General features: G+C 32.2%; 12 protein-coding genes. 8 read left to right on the top strand and 4 right to left on the bottom strand.

Features of this window, described 5'->3' with window-relative positions:
- Nucleotide 1: 1 nt before the first annotated feature.
- From KQI38_RS12155 to KQI38_RS12140, 4 genes are all read right to left on the bottom strand, one after another.
- On the bottom strand, nucleotides 2-727 hold the full coding sequence (locus KQI38_RS12155; protein ID WP_216559781.1) for an amino acid ABC transporter ATP-binding protein: 726 nt from the start codon (nucleotides 725-727) through the stop codon (nucleotides 2-4).
- On the bottom strand, nucleotides 702-1,373 hold the full coding sequence (locus KQI38_RS12150) for an amino acid ABC transporter permease (RefSeq protein WP_216559779.1): 672 nt from the start codon (nucleotides 1,371-1,373) through the stop codon (nucleotides 702-704). Before KQI38_RS12150 ends, KQI38_RS12155 begins: the two co-directional genes overlap by 26 nt.
- 84 nt (nucleotides 1,374-1,457) lie before the next feature.
- Nucleotides 1,458-2,252 carry a transporter substrate-binding domain-containing protein gene (locus tag KQI38_RS12145; RefSeq protein WP_216559777.1) on the bottom strand — a complete coding sequence of 265 codons (795 nt, stop codon included), beginning with the start codon at nucleotides 2,250-2,252 and terminating at the stop codon, nucleotides 1,458-1,460.
- Between the two features lie 244 nt (nucleotides 2,253-2,496).
- Entirely contained in the window at nucleotides 2,497-3,363 is an 867-nt protein-coding gene (locus KQI38_RS12140) for a DMT family transporter (protein ID WP_094903747.1), read from the bottom strand.
- A gap of 420 nt (nucleotides 3,364-3,783) precedes the next feature.
- Here KQI38_RS12140 and KQI38_RS12135 point away from each other — a divergent pair, with 420 nt between their 5' ends.
- The 8 genes from KQI38_RS12135 to KQI38_RS12100 all read left to right on the top strand — a co-directional run bounded on the left by KQI38_RS12135 (nucleotide 3,784) and on the right by KQI38_RS12100 (nucleotide 15,016).
- Complete coding sequence (locus tag KQI38_RS12135; protein ID WP_216559775.1) at nucleotides 3,784-5,130, top strand: beta/alpha barrel domain-containing protein; 1,347 nt, start codon at nucleotides 3,784-3,786, stop codon at nucleotides 5,128-5,130.
- Between the two features lie 22 nt (nucleotides 5,131-5,152).
- On the top strand, nucleotides 5,153-7,069 hold the full coding sequence (locus tag KQI38_RS12130) for an aconitate hydratase (RefSeq protein WP_216559773.1): 1,917 nt from the start codon (nucleotides 5,153-5,155) through the stop codon (nucleotides 7,067-7,069).
- A 2-nt stretch (nucleotides 7,070-7,071) separates the two neighbouring features.
- Nucleotides 7,072-8,079, top strand: coding sequence for an isocitrate/isopropylmalate dehydrogenase family protein (locus tag KQI38_RS12125; protein WP_216559771.1), 1,008 nt, complete (start codon nucleotides 7,072-7,074; stop codon nucleotides 8,077-8,079).
- Nucleotides 8,080-11,514, top strand: coding sequence for a pyruvate carboxylase (locus KQI38_RS12120; RefSeq protein ID WP_216559769.1), 3,435 nt, complete (start codon nucleotides 8,080-8,082; stop codon nucleotides 11,512-11,514).
- A gap of 130 nt (nucleotides 11,515-11,644) precedes the next feature.
- Nucleotides 11,645-12,496 (top strand): DMT family transporter, encoded by an 852-nt coding sequence (locus KQI38_RS12115; RefSeq protein WP_216559767.1) that lies wholly within the window; start codon nucleotides 11,645-11,647, stop codon nucleotides 12,494-12,496.
- 110 nt (nucleotides 12,497-12,606) lie between these two features.
- On the top strand, nucleotides 12,607-12,801 hold the full coding sequence (locus KQI38_RS12110; RefSeq protein ID WP_094903756.1) for a DUF4177 domain-containing protein: 195 nt from the start codon (nucleotides 12,607-12,609) through the stop codon (nucleotides 12,799-12,801).
- Nucleotides 12,802-13,395: 594 nt separating this feature from the next.
- Nucleotides 13,396-13,929: an RNA polymerase sigma factor gene (locus KQI38_RS12105; RefSeq protein ID WP_216559765.1), complete on the top strand. Its 534-nt coding sequence runs from the start codon at nucleotides 13,396-13,398 to the stop codon at nucleotides 13,927-13,929.
- Complete coding sequence (locus KQI38_RS12100) at nucleotides 13,916-15,016, top strand: hypothetical protein (RefSeq protein ID WP_216559763.1); 1,101 nt, start codon at nucleotides 13,916-13,918, stop codon at nucleotides 15,014-15,016. Before KQI38_RS12105 ends, KQI38_RS12100 begins: the two co-directional genes overlap by 14 nt.
- The last annotated feature ends 127 nt before the right edge of the window (nucleotides 15,017-15,143 follow it).

Below are 15,143 nucleotides of genomic sequence, written 5' to 3'. Positions count from 1 at the left end.
TTTATCGTATAACCTTTCTTAAAAAGTCTTGAGTTCTCGGATGTTCTGGATTATTAAATATTTTATCAGGAGTACCTGTTTCTACAATTCTTCCATCATCCATAAAGATAACCCTATCTCCCACTTCCTTAGCAAATCCCATTTCATGAGTAACTACTATCATAGTCATTCCGTCCTTCGCTAAGGACTGCATTACATCCAATACCTCTCCAACCATTTCTGGATCTAGAGCAGAAGTAGGTTCATCAAAAAGCATGAGATCAGGTGACATTGCCAATGCTCTTATAATGGCTATTCTTTGTTTTTGTCCTCCAGATAATTGATTTGGGTAATTGTATGCCTTATCCTCTAAACCAATTCGTTTAAGCAAGCTCATGGCAATTTTTTCAGCTTCTTTACTAGTAATGTTTTTAACCTTTATAGGTGCTATGGTTATATTTTCTAATACTGTAAGATGAGGAAATAGGTTAAATTGCTGGAAGACCATACCCATTTTTTCCCTTACCTTGTTTATATCTGTATTTTTATCAGTAATGGATTTACCCTCGAACATTATATCTCCACTACTTGGATTTTCCAATAGGTTTAGACATCTTAGAAAAGTGCTCTTTCCAGATCCACTAGGACCTATTATTACAACTACCTCACCTTTTTTTATATCTTCATCAATTCCTTTTAATACATCTAAATTACCAAATTTTTTATAGAGATTCTTTACTTTTATCACTAGCACCTAACCTCCTTTCCAAAATGCCTAATAGTTTTGAAAGTGAGAATGTAATAATAAAATAAATAATACCTGCAAATATTAAAGGAGCAAAAGGCCTATAAGTTATACCTCTTAAAGTATCAGCATTATACATTAGATCTTGTACTCCAATAACAGATATTATTGCAGACTCTTTTATCAGAACAATAAATTCGTTACCTAATGCTGGCAATATATTCTTAAAAGCTTGTGGAATAATTATATATTTCATTGCCATACTTTGAGGCATACCTAAAGACCTTGATGCCTCCATCTGACCCTTGTCTATAGATTGAATCCCTGCTCTTATTATTTCTGCTACATAGGCTGCACTATTTAAAAATACAGCTATGGTCCCAAGAAATATTCTAGAAGATGGTAGAGGGATTAATTTTGGAAGTCCGTGATATACTAAAAATATTTGTAGTATTAAAGGAGTTCCTCTCACAATTTCTATATAGGATGTAGCAATCCCTTTTAAAAACTTATTGTTTGAAAGTTTCATCAAAGCTAATAATATTCCTACTAAGCTTCCAAAGATTACACCAAATAATGAAATAAGAAGGGTTGTGCCAGTACCCTTTAAAAAATAACTATAATATTCAACAAAAAATTCTATATCCATGGATACACCTCCTAAAGATTTAAGCTATATAAAAGATATGGGCAAAAGGAAATATCTGTTTCCTTTTGCCAATTATATTTTAAATTAATCTTGATCTGCTAATTCGGTTGCTTCCTGAATTAGCTTATCTATTGAGCCATCTTTTATTAGCTTGTCCAGTGTTCCATTAATAGATTCCAACAAATCTGGTTTACCTTTATTGATTGCCACTGATACACCAGATTCTTCACCTAAAATAACTTCAGGCATATATAAGTTTGAGTTTTGAGCTATATAAGCTTCAGCTACTGGCTCAGCCAGTATTATACCATCTATTTTATTATTATTAAGTTCAAGTACTAAATCAGTAATTTTACTTAATCCTATTACTTCAGCATCAGTAAATTTCTCTATTGCAATTTCCTCTTGGGTTGTTGATTTTTGTACCCCTATTTTAAGACCTTTAAATTCCTCTGGTCCTTTTAATTTAGCAGCATCTTCTTTTCTTACGATCATTCTCTGTTTACCTGCATAATATGGTATAGAAAAATCTACAACTTTAGCTCTCTCTGGTTTTGGTACCATACCAGCCACTATAAAATCAATATCATCAGTAACTAGTGCTGCTAATAAACCATCAAATTTCATATCGACAATTTCAAGTTCTACTCCGATATCGGCTGCTATCTGTTTAGCAATTTCAATATCAAATCCTACTATTTCATCTTTACCGTTAATTAACTTATGAAATTCATAAGGTGGATAATCTGCTGATGTACCTAGAACTATCTTGCCTTTTTCTTTTATTTCAGTAAGCTTACTTCCAGATGACTTATTGCATCCTACCATTCCAATCATCATACTTATAACAAGAATACCAATAATTATTTTTTTATACATTTTTATTCCTCCCAAAATTATATATTATAGTTATAATTTTGAGGAATGTCTGGTGTCTTCGGAATTCTTTCCAAGCTTAATTGTAATAGAATTCCAAGTGCTCTCGTAGGTGTCTGGACTTTTCAAGATTAAGGCCTCCTTTGCATAGTATAATAAATTTTAAAAACCATTATATTACAGAAAATATAAAGATGCAAGAAGTTTTTTAAAAAACTTCTTGCATCTTTTTTAAATCAGGAAATTTTTACTTATCAAAAATAGAAATCATTATAACTGCTAACAGTATCAATCCAATTCCAAAGATAGTCTTTAGTCCAAAACTTTCATTTAATATTAATATTCCTATAATAACACTGGTAATAGGTTCAAAAGTACTTAAAATAGATGTATTTTGAGGACCAACTATTTTGATTCCAATTTGAAAAAAATTTACGCCTAATCCTACTGATAAAGATAAGAATAGCGCCATCAGCCATCCTAAGGGTTTCATATTTATTGTAAATGTTCTAGTTATTATACTAAAGATTAGCATCATAATAGATGCAATTAAACATAGATAAAAAGTTAATTTCATCGTGTTCATTTGCTTTAGACCACTTTTATCTAAGTAGATAGTATAAAAGGCAAAAGTAATACTTGATGCAAAAGCAAGGAATATTCCAGCGAAATTAATATTTCCATTACCATCATAGAACATCAGGACTCCCAGCAAACAAAGTATAACTGCAATTATTTTTATGATACTTGGCTTTTCTTTAAAAAATAATATACAGCCAAGTATTACAAATACAGGATATATGAAATGGATTGTTGTTGCCATGCCAGAAGGGATGTAGTTATAGGATAAATATAATAATAATGCTGTTGCTCCATATCCTAATGTACCTACAAAGACTATTTTTTTAAACTCTTCTTTTGTAATTTTTAAAGTTTCCTTATCATTTCTCTTAATTAACAAGTATAAAAAAGGAAGTATCAATGAAAACCTATAAAATGTCAGACTTATTGCATTACCACCTGATTCATAAACAATTTTAGCCATTAGAGGCATACTTCCAAAAATAGTTGCAGAAATAATAACTGCTAATATACCTTTAGATTTGATACTCATAATCAATCCCCCATTATGTAATTCATCATAATTTCAGTATATAGAACTTTTATATTATAATCAATCAAATACTTGATATTAGCAAAAACTACTCTTTGAAAATGTATATTATTTAACATCTTGCAAGAAAAAAATAAAAACTTGCAAAAATGCACTTGATATTATTTTGAAACTATGCTAGAATTGTTTAAAATATTATTTAATACATTAAAGCAAGGAATTGGAAGGAAAAACCATATAATCGCCGTAAGGCAGTGAATAAACTAAATGAAGTAAGATGAGGCTAGACAAAAAAGAAAAAAGTCATTAGAAATCAGAGGATGTAGTAGTAAGAAAAATAAAATGTTGATTTTTTAAAAAAGAAATATAAAATAAGTAAACTTGCAAAAAAGAACATAACACAAATGAGGGGGAAGAAAAATGATTTACAGTGGCATCGATACTTTAAGACCAAATCTTTTTAAGGAAGCATTTCCTTATTCCGAAATACCAAAAGTAAAATTTAATAATATTCAATTACCAATGGATATTCCAGAAAATATATGGATTACTGATACTACCTTTAGAGATGGGCAGCAATCCATGTCATCTATGACAGTAGAGCAAATGGTTAGAATCTATGATTATCTTCATGAGTTAGATAATGGCTCAGGCATCATAAGACAAACTGAGTTTTTTTTATATTCTGATAAAGATAGAAAAGCTGTAGAAGAATGTATTAAAAGAGGATATGAGTTTCCACAGATTACTTCTTGGATTAGGGCTAATAAAGAGGATTTTAAATTAGTAAAAGAGATGGGAATTAAAGAAACAGGTATACTTATGTCTTGCTCTGACTATCACATATTTCATAAACTAAATATGACTAGAAGAGAAGCAATGCAGACTTATCTTTCTATTGCTGAGGCCGCTTTGGAAAATGGAATCACTCCTAGATGTCATTTTGAAGATATAACTCGTGCAGATTTCTTTGGATTTGTAGCTCCATTGGCGAAGAATTTAATGGGATTATCTGATAAGTATAAAATACCTGTGAAGATAAGGGCTTGTGATACCTTAGGGGTAGGAATTCCTCATGTTGGAGTAGAGTTACCTAGATCGGTACCTGCCCTTATTCATGGATTAAGATATTATTGTGATGTGCCTTCATCATCTATCGAGTGGCATGGACATAATGATTTTAATTCTGTGGTTGTAAATTCAACTACTTCTTGGTTATTTGGAGGCTCCTCTGTCAATTCTACATTATTTGGAATTGGTGAAAGAACTGGGAATTGTCCATTAGAAGCCATGGTATTTGAATATGCACAAATAAAGGGAACTACTAAGAATATGGATCTTAAAATAATTTCTGATATAGCTGATTATTTTGGAAGGGAATTGAACTATATTGTACCAGCTCGTACACCTTTTGTAGGGAGTGAATTTAATGTCACTAGGGCTGGAATCCATGCAGATGGTATGTTAAAAAATAAAGAAATATATAATAGCTTTGATACTGAAAAGATTCTAGGTAGATCACCAATAGTTGCAGTAAATTCATACTCTGGATTGGCAGGTATTGCTGCTTGGATAAATGGATATTTTAAACTAAGTGATATAAAGAAAATAGATAAAAATGACCAGAGGATTTTGCCAATTAAAAAATGGATGGATGAAGAATATGCTAATGGAAGAACTTCAAATATTGGCAATGATGAGCTTAAGGAATTAGTATTTAAATTTATTCCAAATATCTTAGGCAAGGAAGAAACAAAGGCAATTTAGATGTTGATTGGAGGTAAAAAAGATGAAATTAACTGTTGCAGAAAAGATAATAAAGGATCACCTAGTTACTGGAGATTTAATAAGAGGAAGTGAAATAGGATTAAAAATAGATCAAACTCTTACACAGGATTCAACTGGAACCATGGCTTATTTACAGTTTGAGGCCATTGGAGTAGATAGAGTTAAGACAAAAAAATCAGTAGCCTATATTGACCACAATATGCTTCAAACTGGTCCAGAAAATGCAGATGACCATTTATATATTCAGACAGTTGCGAAAAAATATGGAATATATTTTTCAAAGCCAGGAAATGGAATATGTCATCAAGTACACTTAGAAAGATTTGGAGTACCTGGGGAAACGCTTTTAGGGTCTGATAGCCATACACCTACCTGCGGAGGATTAGGAATGTTAGCCATAGGGGCAGGAGGACTAGATGTGGCTGTAGCAATGGCTGGGGGAGAGTATTATATAACTATGCCTTATATTGTGAAAGTTGAGCTAACAGGTAAATTAAATCTTGGTGTATCTGCTAAGGATATTATTCTTGAAGTTTTAAAAAGATATAAGGTAGTAGGTGGACTTAATAAAATATTTGAATATATAGGCGAAGGGGTTAAATCTTTATCTGTCCCAGAAAGAGCAACCATAACTAATATGGGAGCAGAGCTAGGTGCTACAACCTCTATATTTCCTTCTGATGAAATTACTTATGAATTTTTAAAACTTCAAGGAAGGGAGAAGGAATATAGGAATATAGTGGCTGATGATGATGCTTTTTATGACGAAGAAATAGTAATAAATCTTGATGAATTAGAGCCAATGGTAGCTTGTCCTCATAGTCCTGATAACGTAGTTCCAGTATCTACATTAAAAGATATTAAAGTAAATCAAGTAGCAATAGGGAGCTGTACTAATTCATCTTATATGGATCTAATGAAAGTTGCGGAAATTTTAGATGGAAAAACTATATCAGAGGATGTGTCTTTGGTTATTTCTCCAGGTTCAAAACAAGTGTTAAATATGCTTGCTGCAAATGGAGGACTTTCTAAACTTATATCAGCTGGAGCTAGAATACTTGAATCTGGATGTGGTCCCTGCATAGGTATGGGACAGGCTCCAATTACTGACGGTATATCTTTGAGGACATTTAATAGAAATTTTAAAGGAAGATGTGGAACTCCTTCTGCAAATGTATATTTAGTAAGTCCTGAAGTAGCAGCAGTGTCAGCTTTAACGGGATATATTACTAATCCATCAATTTATATGGAAAATATAAATATATTTATGCCAGAAAGGTTTTTAATAAATGATAATTTAATTGTTAATCCAGCTGATTATGGAGAAGATATAGATATTATCCGTGGACCAAACATTAAACCTTTTCCAAAATCTAAGGAATTAGGAGGAGAGATTAAGGGAAAAGTATTAATTAAAGTGAGAGATGATATAACTACAGATCATATAATGCCTTCTAATGCTAAGCTTTTACCATATAGATCTAATATTCCATATCTATCGGATTACTGTTTAACACCTTGTGACATAGAGTTTCCTAAAAGAGCTAAGGAAAATGGCGGAGGTATTATTGTCGCAGGATTTAACTATGGGCAAGGTTCAAGTCGTGAACATGCAGCTTTAGTTCCAGTATATCTGGGGATTAGGTCTATAATAGCTAAATCCTTTGCAAGAATTCATAAACAAAACTTAATCAATAATGGGATAATTCCTTTAGTGTTCGAGAATGAAGATGATTTTAATGATATAGATATGTTAGATGAATTAGTTATTGAAAATATGCTGGATCAGATTAATGAAGATAAGATTATTGTAAATAATAGAATTAAAAGTAAAGTATATAAATTGATATTAGATATAACTGAAAGGCAAAGAGATATGCTCAAAGCTGGTGGACTTCTAAATATGAAAGGGGAATAATTATGGAACATAATATATCTTTAATTTTAGGAGATGGTATAGGACCAGAAGTTATATCTTCTGTAGTAGAAATTATTGAAGCCACCAATCTTAATATAAATTGGGAAATAGTTAAGGCTGGAGAGAGTTCCATTACAACTTATGGTACACCTCTTCCGGATTATGTACTAAATAGCATAAAGAAAAATAAAGTAGCATTAAAAGGGCCTATAACTACTCCAATAGGCAAAGGATTTAGAAGCGTTAATGTAGGATTGAGACAGGGATTAAATCTCTTTGCAAATATAAGACCAATAAAATCTTATCCTGGTGTTGATGGTTTACATAAAAATGTAGATTTCATCATAGTAAGGGAAAATACAGAGGATCTATATGCAGGTATAGAGCATATGATAGGTGAAGATGCGGCTGAGAGTATCAAAATAATAACTAGAAAAGCAAGTGAAAGGATATGTAGATATGCTTTTGAATTGGCAAAGAAGGAAGGAAGAAAAAAAGTCACACTAGCCCATAAAGCCAATATTATGAAATTATCCGATGGTTTATTTCTAGAATGTGGAAGAAAGATTTCAGAAGAGTATAAGGATATAGAATTTGAAGACATAATAATAGATGCTATGTGTATGAAACTTGTTCAATCACCAAGTGATTATGATATAATCGTTGCACCCAATCTATATGGTGACATATTATCTGATTTATCAGCAGGATTTATAGGTGGATTAGGGTTAGCCCCTGGAGCTAATATAGGAGAAGGAATTGCAGTGTTTGAGCCAGTTCATGGATCAGCACCAGACATTGCAGGAAAGAATATAGCAAACCCTACTTCAGCAATATTATCTGGAATAATGATGTTGAAACATATAGGTGAGCTTGAAGCTGCAATTAGAATAGAGAAAGCTTTGGCTTTTACATTGGAGAATAAAGATAGTAAGACAATAGATCTAGGAGGAAATCTAGGAACTAAAGAATTTACAGAAGAGATTATTAAGCATCTGGAGGTGTTATAAATGGAAAATAAATTTAAAAAGGTGTTAGTCGCCAATAGAGGAGAAATCGCAATAAGGATATTCAGAGCTTGTAATGAACTTGGAATAAGGACCGTGGCTATTTATTCTAATGAAGATAAGAACTCCTTATTTAGAACAAAAGCTGATGAATCTTATTTAATAGGAAGAAATAAAGGACCTATAGAAGCATATTTGAATATAGATGAAATTATTAAATTATCATTGAAAAAAGGAGTAGATGCTATCCATCCAGGTTATGGATTTTTATCTGAGAATCCAGAGTTAGCAAGGAAATGTAAAGAAGTAGGCATTGAATTTATAGGACCAACACATGAGATGATGGATAGTCTAGGGGATAAGATAAAGTCTAAAAAGGTAGCACATAGTGTTGGAGTACCAACTATCCCAGGAATTGAAAAAGCAGTAGCTTCTGAAGAAGAAGCAATAGAGTTTGCTAGATTTGCCGGATATCCTGTTATACTTAAAGCAGCTGCTGGCGGCGGCGGTAGAGGCATGAGGGTTGTAAGAGATGAAAAGGATTTAATAAGGGAATACCATAGTGCAAAAAATGAAGCTAAAAAGGCTTTTGGTATTGATGATATATTTATTGAAAAATATCTTGAAAAGCCAAAGCATATAGAGGTTCAGATATTAGGAGATAAATATGGAAATATAGTTCATTTATTTGAGAGGGATTGCTCTATACAGAGAAGACACCAAAAGGTTATTGAATATACTCCTGCATTTTCTATTACAGAAGAGCAAAGGCAAAACATATGTAATGATGCAGTTAAAATAGCGAAGGCTGTTAATTATAGAAATGCTGGGACTGTTGAATTTTTATTAGATAAACATGGAAATCACTATTTTATTGAGGTAAATCCTAGGATACAGGTAGAACATACTGTATCTGAGATGGTTACAGGAATTGATATAGTCCAGTCTCAAATTTTAATAGCTCAGGGATATTCTCTGGATTCTGATGAAATAGGAATTAAAGGACAGGAAAGCATACAGATAAGAGGCTATGCAATACAATGCAGGGTTACTACAGAGGATCCATTAAATAACTTTGCTCCAGATACAGGTAATATTGATATATATAGAACTGGTTCTGGGTTTGGTATCAGACTTGACGGAGGTAGTGGATTTACTGGCGCAAACATTAGCCCCTATTATGATAGTCTTTTAGTAAAGGTAACTTCCTGGTCTAGGACTTTTGAAGATGCTGCAAGAAAAGTAAAGAGAGCATTAAAGGAAGTAAAAATTAGAGGAGTAAAGACTAATATTCCTTTTTTAATAAATGTATTAAATCATGAGGATTTTTTAAATGGAAAATGTGATACTGGATTTATTTCTCATAATCCAGAATTATTTGATATTACTGCAAAGGTGGATATTGAACTAAAGGTTCTAAACTTTATAGGAGAAAAGGTAGTAAATGAAACTATAGGTAATAAACCAGATTTTGATATTCCAAGGGTACCGAAGGTAAATAGACCTAGGAACCAATACGGTACTAAGCAAATATTAGATGAAAAAGGTCCTGAAGGTTTAGTAGAATGGATTAAAGATAGTAAATCTCTGTTAATTACAGATACTACATTAAGGGATGCACATCAATCTCTGATGGCTACTAGAATGAGAACTGCTGATATGCATAGAATCTCTAAAGCTATTTCAGTATTAGGAAAAGATTTATTTTCTTTAGAAATGTGGGGAGGAGCAACCTTTGATGTGGCTTATAGGTTTTTAAAAGAATCTCCTTGGGAAAGATTAGAAGTCCTAAGAAAGAAGATACCTAATGTATTGTTCCAAATGCTTCTAAGAGGTGCCAACGCAGTAGGATATAGAAATTATCCAGATAATGTAATTAGGGAGTTCGTAAGAGAAGCTGCTGAAAAGGGTATAGATGTTTTTAGAATATTTGACTCACTGAATTGGCTAAGGGGCATGGAAGTAGCTATAGATGAGGTTTTGAAGGTAGGAAAAGTAGCGGAAGCCTGTATCTGTTATACTGGAGATATTTTAGATAAATCAAAGACTAAATATAACTTGGATTATTATATAAAGACCGCTAAGGAAATAGAAAAAACGGGAGCTCATATACTGGGGATTAAAGATATGTCTTCCTTATTAAAACCTCAAGCAGCCTATGAATTAGTTAAGGCATTAAAATCAGAGATTAGTATTCCTATTCATCTTCATACCCATGATACCAGTGGAAATGGAATAGCAACAGTACTAATGGCAGCTCATGCCGGTGTAGATATAGTAGATACTGCATTTAATAGCATGGCAGGTTTAACATCTCAACCTGCATTAAATTCTGTAGTTGCAGCTTTGGAACATACAGATAGATGTACAGGATTAAATTTAGATGATTTACAAGTTATCTCTGACTATTGGAGTACAATAAGGCCAATATATAGTCAATTTGAATCGGGGTTAAAATCAGGAACTGCAGAAATATATAAATATGAAATTCCAGGAGGACAATATTCCAACCTTAAACCTCAGGTTGAGAGTTTTGGGTTAGGCCATAGATTTGATGATGTAAAAGAAATGTATAGAGTTGTTAATGAAATGCTTGGAGATATTGTAAAGGTAACACCAACTTCCAAGGTTGTAGGAGATATGGCTATATTTATGGTGCAAAATGACTTAACTCCAGAAAATATCTATGATAAAGCTAAGGATATGGCATTTCCAGATTCAGTAGTTTCATATTTTCAAGGTATGATGGGTCAACCCATGGGGGGATTCCCTGAGAGGCTTCAAAAACTGGTATTAAAAGGTGAAGAGCCTATTACCTGTAGACCAGGAGAATTACTTCCTCCTGAGGATTTTGAAAAAATTGAAGAGTATCTAAGTGAGAAATATAATATAATTCCACAAAGGAAAGACTTATTATCTTATTCCCTATATCCTAAGGTTTTCGAGGATTATCTAAGGTATGTTGAAGAACATGGAGACTTTAGTAGAATGGGTAGCGATATATTCTTTTATGGTTTAAGGGAAGGTGAAACTGGAGAAGTAGAAGTAGAAGAGGGTAAGATTTTAGTCATTAAGCTCCTGGAAATAGGTAGATTAGATGATAGAGGATATAGAACTTTATATTTTGAAGTCAATGATAGTAGAAGAGCTATAAAAATACTTGATAAGGCAAGTAATATTGTAAAGGAAGGAGCCTTTACAATACAGATGGCAGACCCTGAAAATAAATTGGAGATTGGATCAAGTATTCCGGGAACAGTAGCAAAGATTCTAATAAAAACTGGTGAGAAAGTTATAGAAGGCCAATTAGTTGCAATAATTGAAGCGATGAAGATGGAAACACAAATTACTGCAGCTGCTGCGGGTACTGTAAGTTCAATAGCTGTTAAGGAAGGTCAAAATGTAGAAGCTGGTGAACTTTTGATAAGATTAGAATAGGAAATATAAAAGGTTAGGCTAAATAATTAGCTTAACCTTTTAATAATTTATTCTAAAAAAGCATAGCAAGATTGGAGAAAATTATGTAAAATATATAAGATGAAAATTTTCTTAAAGGGTGAGAATATAAATGGATGTAAAAAAAGATAGATGTAAAGGAATAATTTTAGCGGCAATTGCCGCAATAATGTGGAGCACAGGTGGTATATTTGTTAAATTAGTAGATTGGAATCCAGTATCAATATCAGGGCTGAGAAGCTTTATAGCTGCATTAGTGATGCTGACCTATATAAAGAAACCCAAATTTACAAAAACAAAGCCGCAGGTTTTAGGAGCTATAACCACTTGCACTACTATGTTATTTTTTATTATGGCAAATAAACTTACTACATCAGCAAATGCAATATTATTACAATATACAGCACCTATATTTGTTGCAATTTTAGGAGTATGGATTTTAAAGGAAAAGATTCGATGGTATGATATAATTTCAATTGCAATTGTATTTTTAGGAATGATATTATTTTTCATAGATAATGTGAATATAGGGAATACATTAGGTAATATTATAGCTATACTATCGGGATTTTCTATGGCTTGTATGACTATATCACTTAGATTGCAAAAAGATGGTTCTGCTATGGATACTACTTTTTTTGGAAATATTTTAACATTTATTGTAGCGATACCTTTTCTGATATTTACTCCATTACCAGATATCAAAAGTATCATTATAATCCTTATAATGGGAGTATTTCAACTTGGTATTCCTTATATTTTTTACGTGAATTCAACAAAATACCTTACTGCATTAGAAGCTATTTTAATTACTGTGATGGAGCCTTTGTTAAATCCGTTATGGGTATATATTTTTGCAGGCGAAAAGCCCGGAACATATGCTATCATAGGGGGTATAGTGGTTATAGTTACTGTAGTATTAAGAGGAATTTATGTATCTAAGTTGGAAAGTGTGGAGGGATAAGATATTAAAATAAGTAGAGAATCTGTTCCAATTTTAAATTTATATAATATTAAATAGATGTAAAAAAGAAGGAGTTTGCTTACTAATATATAATAATGGGAGTGGTTATTTTGGAAAAATGGGAATATAAGACTATTAAGGTTGAACCTAGAGGTATGATGGGAGGTATACTAGAGATAGAGGAATTTGATTATGAGCTTAATAAATTGGGAGAGCAAGGATGGGAACTAGTATCTTGTTTTTCAACAAATGCCAGTAATGGCTATAGCAGAGAAGCAATAGCTGTCTTCAAAAGAAGAAAATAGTATTAAGCAAAAAAACATAGGGAAATTTGTTGGGAGTAATATGCAAAACAATATCACAATTGTAAATACAAATAGACCTAAATAACTTATAACAATGGCCTTAGACCTTTGGTCAGATAATACATATGAAGGTCTTCAGGCAGAGATATTAAAGTTAATATGTAAAGGTAAGATATTTTTCTAAAGTAAAAAAACTAGTAGATTTTGAGAAAGAGGTAAGACTTTTAGAATTTTGCTGCTATAGATGAATCTGTTATAATTGGACTAAATTAGTAAACCTTCATATTACAAGGTTTTATCTAAGTTAGTCCATTTTTATGTTATAAATTATAAGAAAAGCTTCTAAAGTTACATTAAAGGCAGCTTTTCTTGGCCACTGCATAAGCTACTTGCACGAAATCAAAGATTTCGGCAATCTGCTTAAGACTCATTGAGGTCATAGCAAGTTCTCAATTCTAAAATGTTAAAATAGAACTTTCCTATTGGTTGTAAAAAATATGAACCTAATTAGAAGTTATTACAATATATAGATGAGAGGCCGATCAATGTATAATATTTTTTAAGAAAGGTTAAGGCAGAGGAGGGGATAAGGGATTGGATGTTGCAGAGTTAACTCATTTAATTGAAAACCATGGTAAGGATGTGTATGGATTTTGTTGTAAATTGACAATGGATAAACATCAGGCGGATGATTTATATCAGGAAACCTTTTTGAAAGCCATAGAGTTATGCCATAAAATAGATAGAAACAAAAATCCAAAGAGCTTTCTCATAGCCATTGCAGCAAATATATGGAAGAATCAGAATAGAAAATTTGGTTGGAGGCATAGGATTGCAAAGATAGTAGAATTTAAAGATGATTTTGATAATGAGTCATACATGATTGATACTACAACACCAGAACTTGTAGCCATAAACAATGAAGCTTATACGATGATTGATAGAGCTTCGGCATCGTTAAATGATAAATTGAAAATACCTTTATATATGCACTACAATACTGGATTATCGATTGAAGATATTGCATCCGCACTTAAAATTCCAACTGGAACTGTAAAGAGTAGGCTTTATAAAGCCAGAAAATTAATTAAAGAATATATGGAGGTCAATGGATATGAAGGATTTTGAAAAATTAGACAAAATGCTATGGCAAGTCCTTTCTTCAGATAATGAACCAGATGACAGCTTGAATCGAAAAATTATAAATAAGATAGGGGAGAGAAGTAGGATGAAAGGTATAAATAAAAGGAGATTATCGGTATCAGCTATGGTTGTTATACTTATAGTAGCAACATCTATTTCAGCATTTGCAGCATGGAAGTTACTAACACCTAAGGAAATTGCAGAGAATTTAGGGGATAATGGACTTGCCCTTGCTTTTGAAGGTGAAGGAGCTGTATCTATAGATCAGACTCAGACTATTGGAGATTATAAGATAACCTTAATGGGAATAGTATCTGGTAAAGAAATCAGTGATTTTAAACACTCTGCAGAAGAAATATTTCCAAATAGAACATATTCAGTACTCGCTATTTCCAAGGTAGACGGAACACCAATGCCTGATTCCCGTGATCCATTATATGATGAAATATCATTTCTTGTTTCACCTTTTATAAAAGGACATCACCCGAAAGACCTTAATATTTTTACAATGAATGGTGGAGCAAGCTGGTTTGTAAAAGATGGGATAATGTATAGGACCATGGAATGTGATGATATAGAAGTTTTTGCAGACAGAGGCTTGTACATTGCTGTTATGGATAATTTCGATATTACTAATGCCTATAAGTTTAATGCAGAGACAGGTGAAATCAGCCGTAATACAGATTATGAAGGAATCAACGCTTTATTTGATTTACCCATAGATCCATCAAAAGGAAATTATGAGGAAGCAGAGAAGTATATTCAGACATTGCTAAGAAATCAGGAGACATCAGATGAAGAATCAATGAATGAAGAACTAATAGATATTGAAGCTTTATTAAAAGATGCTGTATTAATACCAGAATCGGTACAGAAAGTGGTTCCTGACAAGGAGGGTATGATTAATTACTACTTTGCTGAACATAAACTTAAAGCAGATATTAATAGTTTATTTGAAGAAGGTCAAGTAGGCTTCTCTGACAGTAGATTTATGGATGATGACAATATCCTTGTTTTTTCGAGAGATGCTGATGGAGTCATTACAGTTATGACCTATAGAAAAAATAATTAATGTATTGGTTAGTGTGAACAATATATTATCATTAGCAAGATAGTTCCTTAGTCCTCCCTAAATATCATATTGAATGAATCAATAAAATACTATATTATAATCCTATAGTTAATTGTGAAAGAGAGGA

This window comes from Tissierella carlieri (assembly GCF_018917285.1).
Lineage (GTDB): Bacteria > Bacillota > Clostridia > Tissierellales > Tissierellaceae > Tissierella > Tissierella carlieri.
Note: the sequence above shows the minus strand (reverse complement) of the source record. Positions and strands in the feature narration are given on the sequence as shown.